15 protein-coding genes and 1 pseudogene are annotated in these 19,819 nt (G+C 55.8%); 15 read left to right on the top strand and 1 reads right to left on the bottom strand.

The genetic code is table 11. The features are described from left to right. Positions 1-151: 151 nt before the first annotated feature. From ilvC to yihA, 11 genes are all read left to right on the top strand, one after another. Entirely contained in the window at positions 152-1,177 is a 1,026-nt protein-coding gene (gene ilvC, locus GC56T2_RS13000; RefSeq protein WP_144975743.1) for a ketol-acid reductoisomerase, read from the top strand. After that, positions 1,164-2,711 (top strand): 2-isopropylmalate synthase, encoded by a 1,548-nt coding sequence (locus tag GC56T2_RS12995; protein WP_144975741.1) that lies wholly within the window; start codon positions 1,164-1,166, stop codon positions 2,709-2,711. Before ilvC ends, GC56T2_RS12995 begins: the two co-directional genes overlap by 14 nt. A 17-nt stretch (positions 2,712-2,728) precedes the next feature. Next, the gene (gene leuB / locus GC56T2_RS12990; protein ID WP_144975739.1) at positions 2,729-3,844 is read left to right on the top strand and encodes a 3-isopropylmalate dehydrogenase; all 1,116 of its coding nucleotides are present in this window, start codon (positions 2,729-2,731) and stop codon (positions 3,842-3,844) included. 20 nt (positions 3,845-3,864) lie between these two features. Continuing rightward, complete coding sequence (leuC, locus tag GC56T2_RS12985) at positions 3,865-5,280, top strand: 3-isopropylmalate dehydratase large subunit (RefSeq protein ID WP_144975737.1); 1,416 nt, start codon at positions 3,865-3,867, stop codon at positions 5,278-5,280. Between the two features lie 241 nt (positions 5,281-5,521). Then, complete coding sequence (gene leuD / locus GC56T2_RS12980; RefSeq protein ID WP_144975735.1) at positions 5,522-6,115, top strand: 3-isopropylmalate dehydratase small subunit; 594 nt, start codon at positions 5,522-5,524, stop codon at positions 6,113-6,115. 168 nt (positions 6,116-6,283) lie between these two features. Then, a complete protein-coding gene (locus GC56T2_RS12975; RefSeq protein ID WP_144975733.1) occupies positions 6,284-7,264 on the top strand; it encodes a tetratricopeptide repeat protein in 981 nt (326 codons plus the stop codon). Positions 7,265-7,430: 166 nt separating this feature from the next. Beyond that, on the top strand, positions 7,431-8,717 hold the full coding sequence (gene tig, locus GC56T2_RS12970; protein ID WP_033844248.1) for a trigger factor: 1,287 nt from the start codon (positions 7,431-7,433) through the stop codon (positions 8,715-8,717). 229 nt (positions 8,718-8,946) lie between these two features. Beyond that, positions 8,947-10,212, top strand: a complete 1,266-nt coding sequence (clpX, locus tag GC56T2_RS12965; RefSeq protein ID WP_033844247.1) for an ATP-dependent protease ATP-binding subunit ClpX — start codon at positions 8,947-8,949, stop codon at positions 10,210-10,212. A gap of 140 nt (positions 10,213-10,352) precedes the next feature. After that, positions 10,353-12,026 (top strand): ATP-dependent protease LonB, encoded by a 1,674-nt coding sequence (lonB, locus tag GC56T2_RS12960; RefSeq protein WP_144975731.1) that lies wholly within the window; start codon positions 10,353-10,355, stop codon positions 12,024-12,026. A 279-nt stretch (positions 12,027-12,305) separates the two neighbouring features. Next, positions 12,306-14,633, top strand: a complete 2,328-nt coding sequence (gene lon / locus GC56T2_RS12955; protein ID WP_144975729.1) for an endopeptidase La — start codon at positions 12,306-12,308, stop codon at positions 14,631-14,633. Continuing rightward, the gene (yihA, locus tag GC56T2_RS12950) at positions 14,630-15,217 is read left to right on the top strand and encodes a ribosome biogenesis GTP-binding protein YihA/YsxC (RefSeq protein ID WP_144975727.1); all 588 of its coding nucleotides are present in this window, start codon (positions 14,630-14,632) and stop codon (positions 15,215-15,217) included. Before lon ends, yihA begins: the two co-directional genes overlap by 4 nt. A gap of 14 nt (positions 15,218-15,231) precedes the next feature. Here the strand turns inward: yihA and GC56T2_RS12945 are convergent, their stop codons facing one another. Beyond that, complete coding sequence (locus tag GC56T2_RS12945; RefSeq protein WP_144975725.1) at positions 15,232-15,717, bottom strand: LiaI-LiaF-like domain-containing protein; 486 nt, start codon at positions 15,715-15,717, stop codon at positions 15,232-15,234. 225 nt (positions 15,718-15,942) lie between these two features. On the opposite strand from GC56T2_RS12945, the gene hemA reads away from it, so the two are divergent. The 4 genes and pseudogenes from hemA to GC56T2_RS18180 all read left to right on the top strand — a co-directional run. Further along, the gene (gene hemA, locus GC56T2_RS12940; RefSeq protein ID WP_144975723.1) at positions 15,943-17,310 is read left to right on the top strand and encodes a glutamyl-tRNA reductase; all 1,368 of its coding nucleotides are present in this window, start codon (positions 15,943-15,945) and stop codon (positions 17,308-17,310) included. 10 nt (positions 17,311-17,320) lie between these two features. Continuing rightward, on the top strand, positions 17,321-18,139 hold the full coding sequence (ccsA, locus tag GC56T2_RS12935; RefSeq protein WP_255516149.1) for a cytochrome c biogenesis protein CcsA: 819 nt from the start codon (positions 17,321-17,323) through the stop codon (positions 18,137-18,139). 15 nt (positions 18,140-18,154) lie between these two features. Beyond that, positions 18,155-19,084: a hydroxymethylbilane synthase gene (gene hemC / locus GC56T2_RS12930; protein ID WP_144975719.1), complete on the top strand. Its 930-nt coding sequence runs from the start codon at positions 18,155-18,157 to the stop codon at positions 19,082-19,084. After that, positions 19,084-19,797, top strand: a pseudogene (locus tag GC56T2_RS18180) (uroporphyrinogen-III synthase); the annotation flags it as partial. The gene hemC and the pseudogene GC56T2_RS18180, both read left to right, overlap by 1 nt. Positions 19,798-19,819: the final 22 nt, after the last annotated feature.

Raw genomic sequence — 19,819 nt, 5'->3', positions numbered from 1 at the left:
GCCAGCGCTTGTTCTTTCAACGCGCAGCCAAAAACGGTGTTCATGATTTAACAGCTATCATAAAAAACCGTGCGGATCGCTTCACGGAACCGCCAAACCAGCGGCGGTCAAGCGTAGGGAGTCAAACTACAAAACAAAGGAGAGGGTAATCATGGCAAAAGTCTACTATAACGGAGATGCAAACGAACAATACCTGCAAGGGAAAACAGTCGCGATCATCGGTTATGGCTCGCAAGGCCACGCGCATGCGCAAAACTTGCGCGACAGCGGCGTCCGCGTCATCGTCGGACTGCGGAAAGGAAAATCATGGGAGCAGGCAGAGCAAGACGGATTTGAGGTGTATTCAGTCCGCGAAGCGGCGAAACAGGCGGATCTCGTCATGGTGCTGCTGCCGGATGAGAAGCAACCGGCCGTGTACAAAGAGGAAATTGAGCCGGCGCTCGAGCCGGGCAACGCGCTTGTCTTCGCGCACGGCTTTAACATCCATTTCAGCCAAATCGTCCCGCCGAATCATGTTGACGTCTTCTTGGTTGCGCCGAAAGGCCCAGGCCATCTCGTGCGGCGCACGTATGCCGAAGGAGCGGGCGTGCCGGCGCTCATCGCCGTCTATCAAGATGTGACCGGACACGCCAAAGAAACGGCGCTCGCCTACGCGAAAGCGATTGGCGCCGCTCGGGCGGGAGTGCTGGAGACGACGTTCAAAGAAGAAACGGAAACGGACTTGTTCGGGGAACAGGCGGTGCTTTGCGGCGGGCTGACCGCGCTCATTAAAGCGGGGTTTGAGACGCTTGTGGAAGCCGGGTATCAACCGGAAGTCGCGTATTTTGAATGTTTGCACGAAATGAAGCTGATCGTTGACCTCTTGTATGAGGGTGGGCTGTCGTGGATGCGGTATTCGATTTCCGATACGGCGCAATGGGGGGATTTCATCACGGGACCGCGCATTATTAATGATGCGGTGAAAGCGGAAATGAAAAAAGTGCTCGATGACATTCAAACCGGCAAATTCGCGAAGAGCTGGATTTTGGAAAACCAAGCGAACCGTCCGGAGTTCAACGCCATCAACCGGCGCGAAAACGAGCATTTGATCGAAATCGTCGGACGCGAACTGCGAAGCATGATGCCGTTTGTGAAAGCAAAACAAGTGGAGGCGGTGGGGTCAGGTGCGAAACATTAAGTTTTTTGACACCACATTGCGTGACGGGGAACAATCGGCTGGCGTGAATTTAAATTTGCAAGAAAAATTGGAAATTGCCCGCCAGCTTGAACGGCTGCGGGTGGACATCATCGAGGCGGGCTTTCCCGCCTCATCGAAAGGCGATTTTGCGGCGGTCAAACAAATCGCGGAAACGGTGAGAACATGCTCGGTCACCGGGCTGTCGCGCTCGGTCCGAAGCGACATCGATGCGGCGTGGGAGGCGTTAAAAGGCGGCGCCGAACCGCGGCTCCATCTATTCATCGCCACCTCGCCGATCCATATGGTGCATAAATTGCGGATGACGCCGGAACAAGTGATCGAGGCGGCGGTGGAAGCGGTGAAATACGCCAAACGCTTTTTCCCGATCGTCCAATGGTCGGCGGAAGACGCGTGCCGAAGCGAACGGCCGTTTTTAGCGAAAATCGTCGCCGAGGTCATTAAAGCGGGCGCCTCGGTCATCAACATTCCCGATACGGTCGGCTATATTACGCCGAAAGAATACGGGGAGATTTTCCTCTATTTACAAAACAATGTTCCGAATATTGAAAAAGTGTCGCTCTCCGCTCATTGCCACGATGACTTGGGCATGGCGGTCGTGAATTCGTTGGCGGCCATTGAACACGGGGCGACGCAAGTCGAGTGTACGATCAACGGCATCGGCGAACGGGCCGGCAATGCGGCGCTCGAGGAAATTGCCGTCGCTCTTCACATCCGCAAAGACTACTATCAGGTGGAAACGCGCCTCAACTTGCAGGAAATTAAGCGCACAAGCAATCTTGTCAGCAAGCTGACCGGCGTGGTCGTTCCGCCGAACAAAGCGGTCGTCGGCAAAAACGCGTTTGCGCATGAATCGGGCATCCATCAAGACGGCGTCTTAAAAGAAAAAACGACGTACGAAATCATTTCGCCGGAGCTCGTCGGCGTGCCGTCGAACTCGATGGTGCTCGGCAAACATTCCGGCCGCCATGCGCTCCGCAACCGCGTCGAGGAGCTCGGCTACACGTTGTCCGAAGAGGAAATCAATCAGTTGTTTGTTCGCTTTAAAGAGCTCGCTGACAAAAAGAAAGACATTACCGATGACGATTTGGTCGCCCTCATTTTCGAGGAAAAGTTCGACCACTTCAATGAATTTTATCAATTGTCTTCCATTCAAGTGCAATACGGAACGAATCAGATTCCGACAGCGGTCGTTGTGCTGAAAGACGGGAAAGGAAACGAAATCCAAGAGGCGGCGACCGGCGCCGGCAGCGTCGAGGCGCTGTACAACACGTTGGAGCGCTGTTTCCAAACGGCGGTGACGCTGCTAGATTACCGGATCGAATCGGTTGGCGGCGGCCGCGACGCGTTGGCGCAAGTGTTCGTCAAAGTGCGCGTCAACGACGTGGAAACAAGCGGGCGCGGCACCGCGCAAGACGTGCTGGAAGCTTCGGCGAAAGCGTACATTCACGCGATGAACCGCGCGGTGATGATCGAAGCGATGCGAGGAGAAAACGAGAAAGTCGCCACGACGTGAAACAGGAGGGGTTCATAATGGGAAACTATCGGATTGCCGTCTTGCCGGGCGATGGCATCGGCCAAGAAGTGACGGCCGGGGCGGTTGAAGTGTTGAAAGCGGTCGGAGTTCGCTTTGGCCATGAATTTACGTTCGAATATGGATGGATCGGCGGAGCGGCGATCGATGAAGCAGGGACGCCGCTCCCTGAGGAGACGCTTCGCCTTTGCCGGGAAAGCGACGCGGTGCTGCTTGGGGCGGTCGGCGGTCCGAAATGGGATGGCAACCCTCCGCATCTGCGCCCGGAAAAAGGATTGCTCGCCATTCGCAAGCAGCTCGACTTGTATGCCAACTTGCGGCCGGTCGTTTGTTATGATTGCTTGGCTTCCGCTTCGCCGTTAAAACCCGACCTCGTCCAAGGAGTCGATTTCGTCATCGTTCGCGAGCTGACCGGCGGCATCTACTTCGGCCAACCGAGCGGCCGCGTCGTCGAAAACGGCGAAGAAAAAGCGGTTGACACGCTCTTATATAAAAAGGAAGAGATCGAACGGATCGTGCGCATGGCGTTTACGCTAGCGCGCGGCCGGAAGAAAAAAGTGACGTCGGTCGACAAGGCGAACGTCCTGTCCTCAAGCCGGTTATGGCGGGAAGTGGCCGAGGAGGTGGCCAAACAATTCCCGGACGTTGAGCTTGAGCATATGTTGGTCGACAATGCGGCGATGCAGATCATCCGCGCGCCGAAGCAGTTTGATGTGATCGTCACGGAAAACATGTTTGGCGATATTTTAAGCGACGAGGCTTCGATGCTGTCCGGTTCGCTCGGCATGTTGCCGTCCGCCAGCTTATCCGCTTCCGGGCCGAGCTTGTATGAACCGGTGCACGGTTCAGCGCCGGATATCGCTGGCATGAACAAAGCCAATCCGATCGCCGCGATTTTGTCCGCTGCGATGATGCTGCGCTTGTCGTTCGGGCTGGCCATCGAGGCGGAAGCGATCGAACAGGCGGTCCATCAGGCGCTCGAGGCGGGCTTGCGCACCGCCGACTTGGCGCCAAGCGGCGGCCGTGTCGTAGCGACAGACGAAATGGTCGAGGAGATCAAAACAGCGGTACTCGACTATACCGCGATCGCGCAAATTATGACCGTTTACGCCTAAGACGTGCGAGGTGAAAGCCAATGAAGCCGAAAACGATCATTGATAAAATTTGGGAAGCCCACGTCGTCTATCGTGAGGAAGGCAAACCGGATTTATTGTACATTGATTTGCATTTAGTCCATGAAGTGACCTCGCCGCAAGCGTTTGAAGGGTTGCGGCAAAAAGGGCGGACGGTGCGGCGGCCGGACTTGACGTTTGCGACGATGGACCATAACGTGCCGACCGTGAATCGATTTGTGATCACCGACGAAGTGGCGCGCAACCAAATTGCCGCCTTGGAGCGCAACTGCCGCGAATTCGGGATTCCGCTCGCCGATTTGCACAGCGAAGAACAAGGGATCGTTCACGTCATCGGCCCCGAGCTCGGCTTGACTCAGCCGGGAAAAACGATCGTCTGCGGCGACAGCCACACCTCGACGCATGGGGCGTTTGGCGCCTTGGCGTTTGGCATCGGCACGAGCGAAGTCGAACACGTGCTGGCGACGCAAACGCTTTGGCAGCATAAGCCGAAAACGCTGCAAATCCGCATCAACGGTCGCCTTGGCAAAGGGGTGACGGCGAAAGACGTCATTTTGGCCATCATCGGCCGCTATGGCGTCGGCGTCGGCACCGGCTATATTATCGAATTCACCGGCGAAGCGATCCGACGCATGTCGATGGAGGAGCGGATGACGATTTGCAACATGTCGATCGAAGCCGGGGCCCGGGCTGGACTCATCAGCCCGGATGAAACGACGTTTGCCTATTTGCGCGGGCGCAAATATGCGCCAAAAGGCGAGGAGTTTGACAAGGCCGTGGAGCGATGGCGGGCGCTGGCCACCGATGAAGGGGCGGAATACGACCGAACGATTGACATCGATGCCTCGACGATCGCCCCGATGGTGACGTGGGGCACGAACCCGGCGATGAGCACAGCGGTCGACGGTGTCGTGCCGCATCCCGAGCAGTTTGAAAGCCAAACAGAGCAAAACGCGGTGCGGCGGGCGCTGGAGTATATGGGGCTCAAACCGGGCACGCCGATTACGGATATTCCGGTGCAGCACGTCTTCATCGGTTCATGTACGAACTCGCGCCTTAGCGATTTGCGTGCGGCGGCGAGCATCGTCAAAGGCAAAAAAGTAGCCCCAGGCGTACGGGCGCTCGTGGTGCCCGGATCGCAGCAAGTAAAAAAACAAGCTGAAGCGGAAGGGTTGGCGCAAATTTTCCTTGACGCCGGTTTTGAATGGCGCGACTCCGGCTGCAGCGCCTGTTTGGGCATGAACCCGGACATCATCCCGGAAGGCGAACATTGCGCGTCCACGTCAAACCGCAACTTTGAAGGGCGGCAAGGAAAAGGAGCGCGCACGCATCTCGTCAGCCCGGCGATGGCCGCTGCCGCCGCCATCTACGGACATTTTGTCGATGTGCGCCAGCTAGAGGCCGAACCGGTCCGATGACCGTTCGCTGGCGGGGAGCGAACGAGGGACGATGGCCGACGGCTCGGTTGGGGGTGACTTGACAGTTGGTCCGCCGCCCTGGTGTTCGCTCGTCCTTCGCCGCCAAAGAGGCGGCGGTTGAACGCGAACATGAGCGGATAGGACCGATCTCGCTGTCTTGCCGGGAAACCGGCGCGCGCCATCTGCTGAAAGCGAACGTCAGCGGACGAGACCGATAGGGACGAACAGGAGGGAAGAAGCGATGAAGCCGTTTACGATCCACCGCGGAAAATTGGCCGGCATCGACCGGGCGAACATCGACACGGACCAAATCATTCCAAAACAATTTTTAAAACGAATTGAGCGCACCGGATTTGGCCAGTTTTTATTTTACGACTGGCGCTATTTGAGCGACGGCACGCCCAATCCAGCGTTTGAGCTCAACCGGCCGGAAAACGCGGGGGCGACGATTCTTGTGGCCGGGGAAAACTTCGGCTGCGGCTCGTCGCGCGAACATGCCCCGTGGGCGCTGCAAGACTACGGATTTCGCGTCATCATTGCCCCATCGTTTGCCGATATTTTTTACAACAATTGCTTGAAAAACGGATTGCTGCCGATCCGCCTCGCTCCGGAAGATGTTCGCTACTTGTTGAAACAAAGCGAGCGCGCTGATTACGAATTGACCGTGTCGCTTGAGGAGCAGCGAGTGGTTGACGACGAAGGGTTTGCGCGCTCGTTTGCCATCGATCCGTACCGAAAACAGCTGCTTCTAAAAGGGTGGGACGAAATTGACTTAACGTTTCTGTATGAGTCGTATATTGCCGCTTACGAAGAAACGCACCATCCGCGGCCATGAGCGCCTAGCGCCCAACTCGGCGGGAACCGCTCCCACCGGGTTGGGCGTTTTTCCCGTTGTTCGTCATGCCGCTCGCTTTGCCATCAGCCTCCGCGGCGGCAGCTGCGCTTGTGCCGCCGCGGGAAACTTGCTACACTGATAGTAAATGTCAGTGAGGAGCGGGCGAAGATGGACAAACCGAAAGGAAAAATCATTTTGTTTCCACAGACGAAAGAACGGCTCGTGGAAAAGGCGTTTGCCGCCCTGGAGGCCAAGCGGTACAACGAGGCGCTCCGCTTTTTGCGCGCTGCCGAAGAGCTTGGCGATGCGAGCGTTCCTGTTCGGCTCGCCTTGGCGGTTTGTTGCTATGAGCTCGGGGAGTACGATGAGGCGCAATGGCGCTTGGCTGCGTTGCTTGATGAACAGCCGGGCAACAGTGAGCTGCTGCAAATGTATGTGGCGGTTTTGCTGCAGACGAACCGATACCGCGAGGCGGAGGACGCGATCCGCACCGCCTTGCGCCGCTTTCCGCTTTCCGCACCGGTGCGCGAACAGCTTCACCACCTGCTTCGGTTTAGCGAAAAAATGAACGCTCGTGCGCTTCCGTCCGCAGAATGGAAACAGGTGACACGGCTGCTCGAGTCCGGCGACATTGCCGAACAGCTGCACATCATCAAGCAGCTGGAAAAAGAAGATATCACCCCGGTTCTTCCGCTGCTCAAGCAATATTTGGGCGCGGCCGAGAAAAGCCCGATGGCCAAAACGATGCTCCTTCGCTTGTTGACAGAAAAGCGAATTCATGAACCGGTGACAGTGGAAAAATTAGGCCGCCGCCTGGAGGTCGTTCCCGCCGCATTGGACGAACAGACGGAGACGGCGTTCGCGTCCGCGCTGCTCAGCCGGCTTGAACAACAGCTCGCTCCGGAAAGTCCGAGCTTGTATGAGACAGCGGCGGAAATTTGGCTTCGCTACGCGTACATCCTCTATCCGTTTCCTCCGGAGCCGGAAGACGCCGACCTGTGGCTCGCCGCCCTTCATTTTCTGGCGCGCCGGTTTCAAGGCTTTGATGCCGATGCGGCGGCGTTGGCCGCTCGCTATGGCGTCGAAGCGGAAGAAATGGCGAAGCTTTGCAGACAACTGCACGAAATAGAGAAACTTTCCTTTCTGTAACGGTCGGTTCAATGTTGAAACATGGCGTTCGTATGTTATAATATAATGGCTGTGCTATGTATCTGTTTTCGCATAACAAGGCTACATACGGTGACAACATAAGAGGATAATGGGCAACCGAATTGCACCATGATCCCAAGCAACGATTTGAGGTGGAGGGAACAGTATGTCTGTCAAATGGGAAAAGCTTGAAGGCCATGAAGGGGTGCTGACCGTCGAGGTCGATGCCGAGCAAGTAAACAAAGGCTTAGACGCCGCGTTTAAAAAAGTGGTGAAAAATATTACGCTTCCGGGCTTCCGCAAAGGAAAAGTGCCGCGCGTTCTGTTCGAAAAGCGGTTTGGCGTCGAGGCGCTTTACCAAGACGCGCTCGACATTTTGCTTCCGGAAGCGTATGCGAAAGCGGTCGAAGAAGCGGGCATTGAACCGGTATCCTTGCCGGAAATCGACATCGAGCAAATGGAAAAAGGCAAAAGTTTGATTTTTAAAGCGAAAGTGACCGTCAAACCGGAAGTGAAGCTCGGTCAATACAAAGGGCTTGAAATCGAAACCATCGATGCAACGGTCACGGATGAAGATGTCGACAATGAGCTGAAACGTCTGCAAGAAAACTATGCCGAACTGGTCGTCAAAGAAGATGGGACCGTGGAAAACGGCGATACAGTTGTGATCGACTTTGAAGGATTTGTCGATGGCGAGCCGTTTGAAGGCGGCAAGGCGGAAAACTATTCCTTAGAAATCGGCTCAGGCACGTTCATTCCTGGATTTGAAGAGCAGCTCATCGGCATGAAAGCAGGCGAGGAAAAAGAAATTCAAGTGACGTTCCCGGAAGAGTATCATGCGGAACAGCTGGCCGGCAAACCGGCGACGTTCAAAGTGAACGTGCACGAAGTGAAAGCGAAACAGCTGCCGGCGTTGGATGATGAGTTCGCTAAAGACGTCGATGACGAAGTGGAAACGCTCGACGAACTGAAGGCGAAAATCCGCGCCCGGCTCGAAGAAGCGAAAAAGAATGAAGCGGAAACCGCGCTGCGCAACGCGGTCGTCGAAAAAGCGGCGGCCAATGCCGAAATCGATGTTCCCGAAGTCATGATCAAAAACGAAACGGACCGAATGCTTCGCGAATTTGATCAGCGCCTGCAAATGCAAGGGCTGAACTTGCAGCTGTATTATCAATTCTCCGGCCAAGACGAGGCGGCGCTGCGGGAACAAATGAAAGAAGACGCTGAAAAACGGGTGCGCGCGGCGCTGACGCTTGAGGCGATCGCCAAGGCGGAAAACATCGACGTGACCGACGAAGAGGTGAACGAGGAGCTCAACAAAATGGCGGAAGCGTACAACTTAAGCGTTGACAAGTTAAAAGAGCTGCTCGGTAGTCTCGATGGCGTCAAAGAAGACTTAAAATGGCGGAAAACGGTCGATTTTCTTGTGGAGCACAGCAAGGTTGCGGCATAATAATAGTGGTAAGCAAAGAACAAGGCGCGAGACGTTCGTGCCTTGTTCTTTATCTCCTGCATAGCGTCTGAATGGCAATTTTCAAACTTTTCTAACGGATTGCAGTTTTTTCATTCGCTTTTTCGCAAACACTTATGGTAAAATAGCGGATACATACGCTTTGGACATCAAAGAGCAGCGGAAATAGATACATACGCAGGCGCGATTTCGTTAGCAAGGGGTGAATCACATGTTTAAATTTAATGATGAAAAAGGGCAGTTAAAATGCTCGTTTTGCGGCAAAACGCAAGACCAAGTGCGCAAGCTGGTCGCCGGTCCGGGCGTTTACATTTGCGATGAGTGCATCGAGCTATGCACGGAAATCGTCGAAGAGGAGCTCGGCAACGAGGAAGAATTTGAGTTTAAAGATGTGCCAAAACCGCTGGAAATCCGGGAAATTTTAGATGAATACGTCATCGGGCAAGACGAAGCGAAAAAATCGCTCGCCGTCGCCGTCTACAACCATTACAAACGCATCAATTCCGGCAGCAAAATCGACGATGTCGAGCTGTCGAAAAGCAACATTTTGATGATCGGGCCGACCGGGAGCGGGAAAACGCTGTTGGCACAAACGTTGGCGCGCATTTTGAACGTGCCGTTTGCCATCGCTGACGCGACGTCGCTCACGGAAGCGGGCTACGTTGGCGAGGACGTCGAAAACATTTTGTTAAAACTCATCCAAGCGGCTGACTACGACGTCGAACGGGCCGAAAAAGGCATTATTTACATCGACGAAATCGATAAAATCGCCCGCAAATCAGAAAACCCTTCCATCACTCGCGACGTTTCGGGCGAAGGGGTGCAGCAGGCGCTGTTGAAAATTTTAGAAGGCACGATCGCCAGCGTTCCGCCGCAGGGCGGCCGGAAACATCCGCATCAAGAGTTCATCCAAATCGACACGACGAACATTTTGTTCATTTGCGGCGGAGCGTTTGACGGCATCGAGCCGATCATCAAGCGCCGCCTCGGCAAAAAAGTGATCGGGTTTGGCGCGGAAATGAACCAGGCTGACGTCGATGAGAAAAACTTGTTGTCGAAAGTGCTGCCGGAAGACTTGCTCAAGTTTGGGCTCATTCCGGAGTTCATCGGCCGCCTGCCGGTCATTACGACGCTCGAGCCGCTCGATGAACAAGCGCTGATTGACATTTTGACGAAACCGAAAAACGCCATTGTCAAGCAATACCAAAAAATGCTGGAACTTGATGGCGTAGAGCTCGAGTTTGAGGAAGCGGCGCTCCGCGAAATCGCGAAAAAAGCGATTGAGCGGAAAACGGGGGCGCGCGGTCTGCGCTCGATCATCGAAGGGATTATGCTCGATGTGATGTTTGAGTTGCCGTCGCGCGAAGACGTGCAAAAATGCATCATCACCGTTGACACGGTGCGCGGCACGAAACCGCCGACGCTCATCCGCCATGACGGCACCGTCATCGAGCAAGAACGAAAAACATCCGCTTGATGGAGAAACCGCCTTTTTCCGGCGGTTTCTTTTTTTGCCCCCATGCCCTGGGCGCCGGCCGGCGCTTTTTTGTTTATTCCCGTCCGTTCCCGGAGATACTATCATACGACATACTATTAGAGGCAGGAGGATATCGGGGCATGGACTGGACGAACATCGTGCTTCTTATTCAGCTGTTTTTCGGGGTCATCATCGGCCTTTATTTTTGGAATTTGCTCAAAGGACAGCGTGTGCAAAAAGTTTCGATTGACAAAGAGTCGCGCAAAGAGATGGAACAGCTCCGCAAGCTGCGTTCGATTTCGCTCACCGAGCCGCTGGCAGAAAAAGTGCGGCCGAAACGTTTTGATGACATCGTCGGCCAAGAAGATGGCATCAAGGCGTTAAAGGCGGCTTTATGCGGGCCAAACCCGCAGCATGTCATCATTTACGGTCCCCCTGGCGTCGGCAAGACAGCGGCGGCTCGTCTTGTGCTTGAGGAAGCGAAAAAAAATCCGCTCTCCCCGTTTAAGAAAAATGCGGTGTTCGTGGAGCTTGACGCGACGACGGCGCGCTTTGACGAGCGCGGCATCGCTGACCCGCTCATCGGCTCGGTGCACGACCCGATCTATCAAGGGGCCGGGGCGATGGGGCAAGCCGGCATCCCCCAGCCAAAGCAAGGGGCGGTGACGAACGCCCACGGCGGCGTATTGTTCATCGACGAGATCGGCGAGCTTCATCCGATTCAAATGAACAAGCTACTCAAAGTGCTGGAAGACCGGAAAGTGTTTTTTGAGAGCGCCTATTACAGCAAAGAAAATCCGCAAATCCCAAGCCACATTCACGACATTTTTCAAAATGGGCTGCCGGCCGACTTCCGCCTCGTCGGGGCGACGACGCGCACGCCGAACGAAATTCCTCCGGCCATTCGCTCCCGCTGTTTGGAAGTGTTTTTCCGCGAACTCGATCAAGACGAGATCGCTCTGATCGCGAAAAAAGCGGCAGAAAAAATTCGCTTGAACGTGTCGGAAAGCGGCATTCGTCTTTTAGCCGCCTACGCCCGCAACGGCCGGGAAGCCGTCAACATGATGCAAATTGCCGCCGGGCTAGCGATCACCGAGAACCGCGACCACATTGTAGACAAAGACATTGAATGGGTGATCCAAGCGAGCCAAATGGCGCCGCGCTACGAAAAGAAAATTGCGTCCGCTCCGGCCGTCGGTGTGGTGAACGGCTTGGCGGTGTATGGCCCAAACACCGGCGCGCTTCTCGAGATTGAAGTGACCGCCTTGCCGGCAAAAGGAAAAGGATCGGTCAACGTCACCGGCATTGTCGAGGAAGAAAGCATCGGCAGCGCGGAAAAATCGGTGCGCCGCAAAAGTATGGCGCGCGGTTCGGCGGAAAACGTGATCACCGTGCTGCGGGCGATGGGCGTGCCGGCGGATCGTTACGACATTCACGTCAATTTTCCGGGCGGCGTGCCGGTTGACGGCCCTTCGGCCGGATTGGCGATCGCCGTTGGTATATATTCTGCCATTTACCAATTGCCGGTCGATCATACCGTCGCCATGACCGGAGAAATCAGCATTCGCGGCTTTGTGAAGCCGGTGGGCGGCGTCTTTGCCAAAGTGAAAGCGGCGAAACAGGCAGGAGCGAAGAAAGTGATCATTCCCCTAGAAAACCGGCAATCGTTGTTAGCGGAAATCGACGGCATCCACCTCATTGCCGTTCGCCGCTTGGAGGAAGCGCTCGTCCACGTTTTCGGCGAAGAGGCGCTGCGCCGCGGACCGGCGTTGCTGCCGGCGGCGCTCGACCGATCCGAGAAAAAGCTCGTTTGATGTCGCGAGGCGAAGGAAACGGACCGCGGGCGCGAAGGAAAGCGGGCCAGCGGCGGAAGGCCTGCTTCGCTCTTTCCTCCTGCCCGGCTTCGGCGCGAGCGGATCGCGGCCGAAGTCGGCTTTTCTTTGCCGGCAAAACGTTCATCAAATTTTACAAACCCGGTGTATATAGCTGACCTCGAAAACAAACCGAAGGAGCAAAACGTTCATCAAATTTTACAAACCCGGCCGTCGTACTATACAATAAACGAATAGAAGTGAGATGTGGAGGTGTTCGGCGTGAACGGAAAGAAAAAGGAGGCGGCCATCCCGCTTTTGCCGTTGCGGGGGTTGCTTGTGTTTCCGACGATGGTTCTTCATCTGGACGTTGGGCGCGAGAAGTCGGTGAAAGCGCTCGAGCAAGCGATGGTCGAAGACCATATGATTTTGCTGGCGTCGCAAAAAGACGTGGCCGTCGACGAACCGGACATGGATGATTTATATAAAATGGGGACGATCGCCCGCGTCAAGCAGCTGTTGAAACTGCCGAACGGCACGTTTCGCGTGCTTGTCGAAGGCGTCGCCCGGGCGCTGATCACTGAGGTGGTGAGCGAAGAGCCGTACTTTTCCGTCAAAGTCGAAAAGTTTGCCGATCGGGCGGCGAAAGATTTGGAGGATGAGGCGCTCAAACGGACGATGCTCGAGTATTTTGAGCAATACATAAACTTGTCCAAGCGGCTGTCGGTCGACATTTACGCCTCGATCGCCGACATCGATGAACCGGGGCGGATGGCCGATATCATCGCTTCGCATTTGCCGCTGAAACTGGAGGAAAAACAGCGCATTTTGGAAACGATCGATGTCAAAGAGCGCCTCAATCGAATCATTCAAATTTTACACAATGAAAAAGAAGTGCTTCAGCTTGAGAAAAAAATCAGCGCCCGCGTCAAACAATCGATGGAGCGGACACAAAAAGAATATTATTTGCGCGAACAAATGAAGGCGATTCAAAAAGAGCTCGGGGAAAAAGAAGGGAAGACAGGCGAGGTCGAGGAGCTGAAAGAAAAAATCGAGGCGGCCGGCATGCCGGAGCATGTGAAAGAAACCGCGCTCAAAGAGCTGGACCGCTACGAAAAAATTCCGACGACTTCGGCAGAGAGCGCGGTCATCCGCAACTATCTCGACTGGCTCATCGCCTTGCCGTGGTCGAAAGAGACCGAAGACATTCATGACATCAAACGAGCCGAGGCCATCTTGCATGAAGAGCACTACGGGCTCGAGCAAGTGAAAGAGCGGGTGCTCGAATTTTTATCGGTCAAACAGCTCACCCAGTCGCTCAAAGGCCCGATCCTTTGCCTCGCCGGGCCGCCGGGGGTCGGGAAAACATCGCTCGCCCGTTCGATCGCCAAAGCGCTCGGCCGCCGTTTTGTGCGCGTTTCGCTTGGCGGCGTCCGCGACGAATCGGAAATTCGCGGCCATCGCCGCACCTACGTCGGGGCGATGCCGGGCCGCATCATTCAAGGAATGAAAAAAGCCGGCACGATCAATCCGGTCTTTTTGCTTGATGAAATCGACAAAATGTCAAGCGATTTTCGCGGTGATCCGTCAGCCGCCATGTTGGAAGTGCTTGATCCGGAGCAAAACCATACGTTCAGCGATCATTACATTGAAGAACCGTACGATCTATCGAAAGTCATGTTTATCGCCACCGCCAACCATTTGGCCACCATTCCGCAGCCGCTGTTGGACCGGATGGAAGTCATCCACATTCCTGGTTATACGGAAGTGGAAAAGCTGCACATCGCCAAGCGGCATTTGTTGCCGAAGCAGCTCGCTGCGCACGGCTTGAAAAAGGCGGCGCTCCAAATTCGTGACGAGGCCATGCTGACGATCATTCGTCATTACACGCGCGAAGCCGGCGTGCGGGAGCTGGAGCGGCAGCTGGCCGCCATTTGCCGGAAAGCGGCCCGTCTGATCGTTTCCGGGGCGAAAAAGCGGGTTGTGATCACGGAAACCAATATCGAGGAGTTTTTAGGGAAACGGAAATACCGCTACGGCCAGGCCGAAGCGAAAGACCAAGTCGGCGTGGCGACCGGGCTCGCCTACACGGCGTTTGGTGGCGATACGCTCGCGATCGAAGTGTCGCTGGCCAAAGGAAGCGGCAAGCTCGTGTTAACCGGGAAGCTCGGCGATGTGATGAAAGAGTCGGCGCAGGCGGCGTTCAGCTATGTGCGTTCGCGCGCCGAGGAGCTCGGCATTGATCCGACGTTTCACGAAACGCACGATATCCATATCCATGTTCCGGAAGGCGCGGTGCCAAAAGACGGCCCGTCCGCCGGCATCACGATCGCGACGGCGCTCATTTCTGCCTTGACCGGCAAACCGGTGAACCGCTTCGTCGGCATGACCGGGGAAATTACGCTGCGCGGCCGCGTGCTTCCGATCGGCGGCCTGAAAGAGAAAACGTTAAGCGCCCATCGCGCCGGGCTGAAAACGGTCATTTTGCCGAAGGACAATGAAAAAGATTTAGCCGATATTCCCGACACCGTGAAGCGCGATCTCCATTTTGTGCTCGTCTCTCATCTTGATGAAGTGCTGCCGCACGCATTGGTGGGATGGAAGCCATGAACGTCACGAAAGCGGAACTCATCATCAGCGCGGTCAGACCGGAGCAATATCCGGACGGCGGGCGGCCGGAAGTGGCGCTCGCCGGCCGCTCAAACGTCGGCAAATCGTCGTTTATCAACAAAATGATCAACCGGAAAAACTTGGCGCGAACGTCCTCCAAGCCGGGAAAAACGCAAACGTTGAACTTTTACTTGATTAATGACTCGTTTTATTTTGTCGATGTCCCTGGCTACGGCTTTGCCCGCGTCTCGAAGCAGGAGCGGCAAAAATGGGGGAAAATGATGGAGACGTACTTTACGAAGCGCAAGGAGCTCCGGGCCGCCGTCCTTCTTGTCGATTTGCGCCATCCGCCGACGAAAGACGATATCATGATGTACGAGTTTTTGAAGCATTACGGGATCCCGGTGATCGTCGTCGCGACGAAAGCGGATAAAGTGCCGCGCGGCAAACAGCAAAAACACGCGAACATCGCGCGCGAGACGTTGCGGATGGCTGACGGCGACCCGCTTCTTTTGTTTTCCGCCGAGACCGGCCAAGGGAAAGAGGAGGCGTGGGCGGCGCTTTTGCCGTTTGTTTCCGGTTAGGCCTCGCCGCCCCGCTATTTTCGCCTTGCCCACAACAAATACACGCCGACGGCGACCAGCCCGAGCGGCCAAAACGATAAGAAGGAAGACAAGCCGGCTTGGACAAGGGAAAACAGCGGCTGGCCGCGCCCGGAAAACGTCGCTATGGCGAAAAGAAGCAAAAACAGCGCGCCGAAGCCAGCCCCGCTTTTTTGTTTGCGGCCGCTGGCGAAAAAAGCGATGGCCATGATCAAAAAAAAGACGTTGACGCCGCGGGGCCACGATGGAAACGCGGCGGCGAGCATTAATTCGAGGCCGAAGCCTAGTAACAGGAAACCGGGAAAAATAAACTGATGCTCGCGCGCCGAATACGCTTGGCCGAGCAACGATGCGCCGCAAATGGCAAGCAATGCTGGCCAGCCTTGAAACAACCGCAACACTGGCACCTCGAGCTGCCCGGCGAGAAAATACAGCCCGAGGCCGATGAACAAGATGCCGGAAAATGCTGTTTTGTTTTTCATCGCTGCGCCCCCGTTTCTTCTTTTTTGCACCTGCTGAGAGCAGAAGAACTGTTTACAGTTTAGCATAGCTTGGCCGCCATGTTCACAATTTTTGCGAAAGCGGTCGATTCCATTATGGATCAAATCCGCTAGCTTGGCTACCATGTTCACAATTTTTTCAAACGGAACGATGGACAGTTGTGGTATAATGATGAAAGGAACGCATCTGTAAGGGGAGATGGCATCGTGCAAATTTTGGCTGTTAGCGTCAACTACAAGACCGCCCCTGTAGAAATTCGCGAAACGTTGGCGTTTAGCGAGGCAGAGCTCGGCGAAGCGATGGCGCAGCTCGCCAACCAAAAGAGCGTGCTTGAAAACGTCATCGTTTCGACGTGCAACCGGACGGAAATTTACGCGGTCGTTGATCAACTGCATACCGGCCGCTACTATATAAAATCGTTTTTAGCCGACTGGTTCGACATCGAAGTGGCGGCGATCGCCCCGTATTTGCGCACGTTGGAAGGGGAAGCGGCGATCCGGCATTTATTTCGCGTCGCCGCCGGACTCGATTCGATGGTGCTTGGGGAGACGCAAATTTTAGGACAAGTGAAGACGAGCTATTTGCTGGCTCAAGAGCGGGGCACGACCGGAACGATTTTCAACCACTTGTTTAAGCAGGCGGTGACGTTTGCCAAACGCGCTCATTCGGAAACCGGCATCGGCGCCCATGCTGTGTCGGTTAGCTATGCGGCGGTCGAGCTGGCCAAGAAAATTTTTGGCCGCCTTGCCCATCAGCATGTGCTCATTATCGGCGCTGGCAAAATGGGGACGTTGGCGGCGCAAAACTTGCACGGCAGCGGCGTCGGCAAAGTGACGGTCGTCAATCGGACGTTGGAAAAAGCGAAGCAGCTCGCCGAACAATTGGCCGGCGAGGCGAAGCCGCTCGGCGAACTGTCGTGTGCGCTCCTTGAAGCCGATATTGTCATCAGCTCCACAGGGGCCAAAGGCTATCTGTTGACCAAAGAGATGATGGCGCCGCTCGAGAAAATGCGCAAAGGCCGGCCGCTCTTGATGATCGACATCGCCGTGCCTCGCGATTTGGATCCGGCATTGGCCGAGCTTGAGACGGTCTTTTTGTACGACATCGACGATTTGCAAGACGTCGTCGCGGCGAACGTGGCGGAGCGGCAGAAAGCGGCCGCCCGCATCGAAACGATGATCGAAGCGGAACTCGCGGCGTTTGGCCAATGGATGCAAACGCTTGGCGTCGTGCCCGTGATTGCCGCTTTGCGCGAGAAAGCGCTCGCCATTCAGGCAGAAACGATGAAAAGTTTAGAGCGGAAGCTGCCGCATTTGTCGGAGCGCGACTGGAAAGTGTTGAACAAGCATACGAAAAGCATCGTCAATCAGTTGTTGCGCGACCCGATTTTGCAGGCGAAGGAACTCGCCGCTGGACCGAACGCCGACGAAGCGCTCCAGCTGTTTGCGAAAATTTTTAACATCGAGGACATGGTGAACGCCGAGCGTCATCACATGCAGCAGGCGAACGCCGAACGGCGCGATGAGCAGGATGCCGATGCGGCCCGCGCCGCCCGTCCGTCATGGCAGCTGTAAGGTGGGATTCATCGTGCCGCTTGTCTATGAATTGTCCATTTTGCTTTATATTGTATCGATTCTTCTATACTTCATCGATTTTTTGCAGCAAAACCGGAAGGCGAACGAAACCGCCTTCTGGTTGCTTTCTGTTGTATGGTTTTTGCAAACCTTGACGTTTGCCTTCCGCATCATCGAGACGAAGCGCTTTCCGATTTTGACGATGTCGGAAGGTCTTTATTTTTACGCTTGGCTGCTCATCACGCTGTCGCTCGTCATCAATCGGCTGCTGCGCGTTGATTTTATCGTGTTCTTTACCAATGTGCTCGCGTTTTTCATTTTGGCTATCCATACGTTTGCGCCGTCCTCGCAGTCGCCCGCGGTGGTGGAGCGGCTCGTTTCCGAACTACTGATCATTCATATTACGCTCGCTCTTGGAGCTTACGCGGCGTTTACGTTGTCGTTTCTGTTTTCCGTGCTGTATATGCTGCAATACAGCTTGTTGAAAAAGAAAAAGTGGGGGGCGCGGCTTTGGCGGATGGCCGATTTGTCCCGGCTCGATTTTTGGTCGTATGTTTTAAACTTGCTCGGTTTGCCTATGTTGTTATTAGGATTGATCCTTGGCGTCATTTGGGCGTATATCCAAATCGACCATTTTCATTGGTATGACGCGAAGGTGCTCGGCTCGTTTGTCGTTCTGCTCGTTTATGCCATCTATTTTTACAAACGAGTGGTTCGGCAGATGCAAGGCAAGACGATCGCGCTATGGAACATCGGCTCGTTTTTGTTTTTGCTCGTTAACTTTTTCTTGTTTGGCAGTTTGTCAAAATTTCATTTTTGGTACTCATGATTGAGGAGGAACGAGATGCGGAACATTGTCGTTGGCTCGCGGCGCAGCAAGCTGGCGTTGACCCAGACGAATTGGGTCATCAACGAATTGAAGCGGCTCGGGGCGCCGTTTACGTTCGAGGTGAAAGAAATCGTCACGAAAGGGGACCGCGTGCTCGATGTCACCCTTTCCAAAGTGGGCGGCAAGGGGCTGTTTGTGAAAGAGATCGAGCATGAGTTGCTCGTTGGCGGCATTGATATGGCCGTCCACAGCATGAAAGATATGCCGGCGGTGCTGCCGGATCGGTTGGTCATCGGGGCGGTGCCGCGCCGCGAAGACGCGCGCGATGTGCTCGTCAGCAAAGGAAAGCGGACGTTGGCGGAGCTGCCGGCCGGAGCGGTGATCGGCACGAGCAGTCTGCGCCGTTCCGCTCAGCTGCTCGCCTACCGCCCGGATGTGACGATCAAATGGATTCGCGGCAACATCGATACGAGATTGGCGAAGCTTGAGAACGAAGATTACGATGCGATCGTGTTAGCGGCCGCCGGTTTGGCGCGCATGGGCTGGAGCGCTGAGGTCATCAGCGACTATTTGCCGCTCGATGTATGCGTGCCGGCGGTCGGTCAAGGGGCGCTTGCCGTCGAGTGCCGCGCCGATGATCGCGAGCTGCGCGAGTGGTTGAGCCGTCTGAACGATGAAGAGACGGAGCGGGCGGTCAGGGCGGAACGCGCCTTTTTGCAGCAGATGGAAGGGGGCTGTCAAGTACCGATTGCCGGCTATGCCGAAACGGATGGCGGCATGGTGCGCCTGACCGCCTTGGTCGCCGCCCCGGACGGCAAAGAAGTGTATAAAGAAATTGTCGCCGGCGCCGATCCGGAAGCGGTCGGCCGGCAGGCGGCCGATCTGTTGAGCCGCCAAGGGGCGAAGGAGCTGATCGAACGGGTGAAAAAGGGGCTGGAAGGCTGATGGGCGCGCTTGTCGGCAAGACCGTGCTGGTGACGCGCGCGAAGGACCAGGCGGCGCCGTTTTCCGCGAAGCTGCGGGAAGCCGGCGCCATCCCGGTCGAGATTCCGCTCATTGCCATCCGTGAGGCGGCGAGGCCGGATGCGCTGGCGGCGCTGGCCACGCGGCTTGGGGACTATGACTGGCTTGTGTTTACGAGCGCGAATGCGGTCCGCTGCTTTTTTTCCTATGTTTCGCCGTTGCAGCCGCTGCCGAACGTCGCCGCCGTCGGCCGGAAAACGGCGGCGGCGCTCGCGGAGTACGGGGTGGCGCCGGCGCTCGTGCCGGATGATTTCACCGCCGAGCGGCTCGCCGTGTTGCTCGCTGGACGCCTGCGCCCTGGAGCGCGGGTGCTGTTTGTCAAGGGGGATTTGGCGCGTCCTGTGCTGCCGGCCATGCTGCGGGAAGCCGGCGCGATCGTCGAGGAGTTGACGGTGTATGAGACGGTGCTAGATGCGAGCGGACGAGAGCGGCTCTTGTCGCTGCTTCGCGCGCGCAAGGTCGATGTCGTGACATTGATGAGTCCATCAGCGGTCACCAGCCTCGTCCGCCTGCTCGGCCGCGAAGCCGCCCTCCTTCTTTCCGGCACGGCCGTCGCCTGCATCGGGCCGGTGACGAAAGACGCGGCGGAGCGGCAAGGAATCGCCGTCCAGATTTGTCCCACTGATTACACGGCCGATGGTATAATCAGAGCGATGG

It is taken from the genome of Geobacillus sp. C56-T2, from assembly GCF_007829715.1.
In the GTDB taxonomy this organism is placed as follows: Bacteria; Bacillota; Bacilli; order Bacillales; family Anoxybacillaceae; genus Geobacillus; species Geobacillus icigianus.
The sequence above is the reverse complement of the archived record's forward strand: the minus strand, read 5'-3'. Positions and strand labels throughout refer to the sequence as shown.